At 64.9% G+C, this 4,005-nt stretch carries 3 protein-coding genes and 1 pseudogene; 3 read left to right on the top strand and 1 reads right to left on the bottom strand.

Going from position 1 to position 4,005, the window contains the following annotated elements; all coding sequences use genetic code 11:
* Positions 1–242, top strand: a pseudogene (locus ACZ4EG_RS46530) (integrase); the annotation flags it as partial.
* A 328-nt stretch (positions 243–570) separates the two neighbouring features.
* Positions 571–2,538, top strand: a complete 1,968-nt coding sequence (locus tag ACZ4EG_RS46535; protein ID WP_467795052.1) for a hypothetical protein — start codon at positions 571–573, stop codon at positions 2,536–2,538.
* Positions 2,539–2,600: 62 nt separating this feature from the next.
* On the opposite strand, the gene ACZ4EG_RS46540 is transcribed toward ACZ4EG_RS46535, so the two are convergent.
* On the bottom strand, positions 2,601–3,236 hold the full coding sequence (locus ACZ4EG_RS46540; protein WP_467795053.1) for an SMI1/KNR4 family protein: 636 nt from the start codon (positions 3,234–3,236) through the stop codon (positions 2,601–2,603).
* A 272-nt stretch (positions 3,237–3,508) separates the two neighbouring features.
* Here ACZ4EG_RS46540 and ACZ4EG_RS46545 point away from each other — a divergent pair, with 272 nt between their 5' ends.
* Positions 3,509–3,823: a hypothetical protein gene (locus ACZ4EG_RS46545; protein WP_453562024.1), complete on the top strand. Its 315-nt coding sequence runs from the start codon at positions 3,509–3,511 to the stop codon at positions 3,821–3,823.
* Positions 3,824–4,005: the final 182 nt, after the last annotated feature.

The raw sequence follows: 4,005 nt of genomic DNA on the forward strand, positions 1-4,005 counted from the left end.
CAGACCTGTAGGCGCGAACTCCTGGACCGCACCTTGACCTGGAACCAGAGCCACCTCCTCCACGACTCCGCGAATGCGAGAACCTCTACCACGGCTATCGCCCGCACCGAGCCCTGAACCAAGCCGCTCCACTCCGCCCGCTCCCCCAACCGATCAACGAACCAGCGCAGATCAGACATCTGGGAGTACGCCGACAAGATCGGCTCGGCGGAACCCTCCACGAGTACCAACATGCAGCCTGACCAGCCTGGATGATTTATCGGCACCCGCAATGGTGTTGAAACCCGGCGCATGCAGCGCACTGACGGCTGCGTTGTCGAAGTCGCCCCGCCACCCAACGTGATCACCAAGGTGCGAGTGTAGACCGCCGCCCTCGCCCATGGTCCGCCTCCACCACAGACCCGGCAATGATCACTGTTGAGGAAACCCACTGGTTTTCGGTCAATTATTCGACAGTCTGTTCGAGAAGCGTCATCTTTCCCCTAGGGTCTGCTTCTTGTGCGTAGACCAGCGCATGTACGGCAGTTCCTACGGGGAAAGGCTGTTTCTTTCGTGCACAGGTACAAACACATGCTGCTCGTCCTCGGCGCGGCACTGGTAACGCTGTTCGGCGTGATACCAGCCAGCGCCGCAAGCGATCCGTCGGGGACGAGCCAGCCGAAGGCATCGTCGGCAGTCCGGGCAGCTGGCCCCGAACGTCACACACTCGCCGCCAACGCCCGGCCCAGCTCCGGCAACAAGCTGGAAGCCGGTCCCAACTTCAAGAAGGTCGACGGTTCGTGGCAGGTACGGGCCGCAGAAGTCACCCTGCGCAACACCGTGACCGACCCCGACGGCGACAAGGCCAACCTGACCTTCGAGGTGTGGACCGTCGACAAGGACGGCAAGCCCAAGGACCGCGTCAAGCTGACCGACACCAACCAGTGGGGCGTTCTCGTCTCCGACTACGTTCCTTCCGGCAAATCGGCCTCGGTCCCAGTGGACTACGGCAAGCTCCACCCCGGCTGGACCTACGTCTTCCACACCAACGCCTATGACGGCAATCTGTACGAACAGGGCTGGTCCAACTGGGCGACGTTCACCGTCGCCCCGTATGTGACGTTCCCCGCACCGCAGGCGTCGTCCACGATCGACCCGAAGGCGCAGACGATCACGCCGGTCAACCGGACCGAGCCCGGAACGTTCGTGCCGGTGCCGCTGACGAAGCAGCAGAAGAAGCCGGCCAAGCCTTCCTGTGGCAAGCCGGACGCCCAGGGACGCAAGCTGTGCTGGGAGTTCCCCAAGCCAGGCAAGAAGTCCCCCGCGCAAAACCCGGCCGTTCGCGCAGCGGCGTCGCAGTACGACCTCCTGCCGTGGTGCGACGCGAAGCCGAAGGGCGGGGACTATATGAACCGAACCGAGGCGTGTATGCGCAACCTCGGCAGGGGCACCCTCATATTCACCGACACCGAGCCGGGCAAGCCGCCGCTGGGCACGGCCGAGTTCGAGTTCGAGCAGCGCATCAAGGCATACCCGGCCAAGAAGGACAGCGACAGCAACTTCGCCGAGTTCGACCAGCAGTTCCTGATCATCCCGTGGCACATCGACCCCCAGCTTCAAATGGTCCGCATGCAGTGGCGGATCGGCAGCGACTGCAAGAGCTGCACCACGAGCAAACCGATCTGGCAGGACGACTACGGCGCCTACCGCATGGATGCGTCGTTCACACCCGCGCCGACCGACATGGGACACACTCTGTTCGGCAACGTCCAGACCCAGTGGACCGGCACGGGCAAGGAAACCATCGACCTGGCGTGGCACATCGATGCCAGCGTGGACGCGGGCGGCAACCTGGCCACCGCCGACTTCGGCGGCACGGGCATACCGCAGTCACGTGAACTCGCCCCGCGCTGTGACGACATCTACAAGACCATGGCACCCGGCTGTGTCCTGCCCGGCTTCAGCCCCACGTGGACGGTCGACACCAACCTGTACCCGGCGGCCGGCGCCTACTACTGGCTCATGCAGGAGAACATGGCCACCCACGCCGGTGCCCACCGTTGGGACTCCCTCCTGCACTACCTCGGCCCCGACACCACGCTGAAGGACCCGGCCGACGGAACCCAGTGGAACTCGGACAAGAACCGGCAGTTGATCTGTCAGAGGAAGTGGAAACCCCACTCGACTCCCGCGCCGGTCGGCAAGACGAGCTGCGATGAGTACGCAATGGCGTCGACCCGTGACTCCGGCGGTACCCCCGGCGGCGTCAACCATGTCACCGACGGATCCCAGTGCGCTCAGCTGTACCAGGACACGGTTTCCAGCGGAAATGCGGCGTTCGGTCTGCTGACCAATGTCGGACAGGACCCCGACGGTCTGTCGACCAAGGAGAAATGCGGCCGTGCCGCACTGAACGCCGACCAGAACAGCGGTGCCTTCAAGGGCTACCCGGCGCCGGAATGGCGGATGTTGGACAACGACGGCTTCTTCGTCGCGCTGCCCGGATTCGATCAGTGCAAGCGCGGTGTCGTCACCTGCACCTGGCAGAAGGTCGGGTAACACCACCGGAACATAACGGAGCGGGGGGAGGCAGCGACGCCCTCCCCCCGCATCGTCCTCCCTCACGCACCGGCGGCATGCCAGTCCTCGTCGGCATACGCCTGCCTTTTCCACACCAGCGCACCGTTCACCAGGCCAGCCTTGTCATCTGCTAGATCTGGATATTCGAGCGCGTCCGCGAGTTTCTCCAGATGGGTGACCAGAGACTCCTGCAGGTCGTCGTCGGCCGGCGGCCAGAACACCTCACGCGTCCACTTCCACATCAGCCCCGTCTCGGCGTCGAGGTACGTCCCGTACATCGTGTCGTGAGGACCGAGGGAGAACACCGGAATCCACGACCTTTGCCAGAAGACGGCATCACCCTCTCCCGGTACACCGGGGGTGTCGTAGGTCGCTTCTTCCTCCGCCTGCCACCGCATCTGCCGCTGGTAGGTCTCCACCACCTCGTCCAATGGGATCAGCACGTCGTGATCACCCCAAAACCCGCGATCATCCACCACACCGCCCGACACCAGCGACCACAGCGTCCGCAGTTCCACGGGCACCGAGAACCCCAGCGTGGCCTCCACCGCGTCGATCTCTTCACGGCGCGCGCCGGGGCCCAGTGCGGCATGCGTAGCCGGCGCATGCCGCCTCAACCACGTCTCGATACGCTGCCACGCTTCGGTCACCTGCCGTACCGCTATCTCGTCGGTCATGCCCGGCAGTTTAGTGAGCGCAATGCACCACTGATGAGGCACGACAAGATCGACGCCACGCCGAAAATCGCCCCATGTGGGCGGTCAAGACGCCAGGGGTTCTATCTCGCGACGGTGAACGCCGCCGGTGGCTGCTCGAGTAGTCCGAGTGCTGGCCGTGCCCGTCCTGGCCGTCCCCAGGGCCGGCCGTTGCAGCGAGGAGTATCCCTTGTCGTTTGCAGGAATCGCCATGAGCCGGGACACTAGCGGCCGCGCCCGTCCATCCTCCGCCCGTGACCAGATGTGGATACGCCATCAAGGCACTCCCCAACGGCTGCAAGCCTTCCGGCGGTAAGGACATCGAAGAGACCGACGACACCGGCGAGGCAACGCTCGACGACAGCGTCGACCCCGGTGCCATCGCCGAGGAACAGACCGCCGACACGTCTGGCAACCCTCCGGCGGCGCTCCAGGACCCGTCCGCGCCTCCGCAGGGCCAGGCCGCGCCGTCCGCCGAAGCCTCCCAGCCGCCGGACAGCGAGCCGGCTGCCGACATACTGGTGGGCCGAGTGCGTCGACACTTGGCGTTGCATGAGCCGACGGCATGAGAGGAATGACGCGACCAAGACGAGCGGATCCACAGGAGCCGACTCGACGCCGAATTCCCGCGCGAGTCCCGAGGCCCCTTCGTCGCGGGCCCTGCCCTTGCCGGAAACCTCGTCCACCCAGGTCACGCGGCATGTTCGTACTCGTGGAGAATGCCACCCAGGCGTTCACGCCTTCGTATGTC

The organism is Streptomyces sp. NPDC025638 (assembly GCF_055558775.1).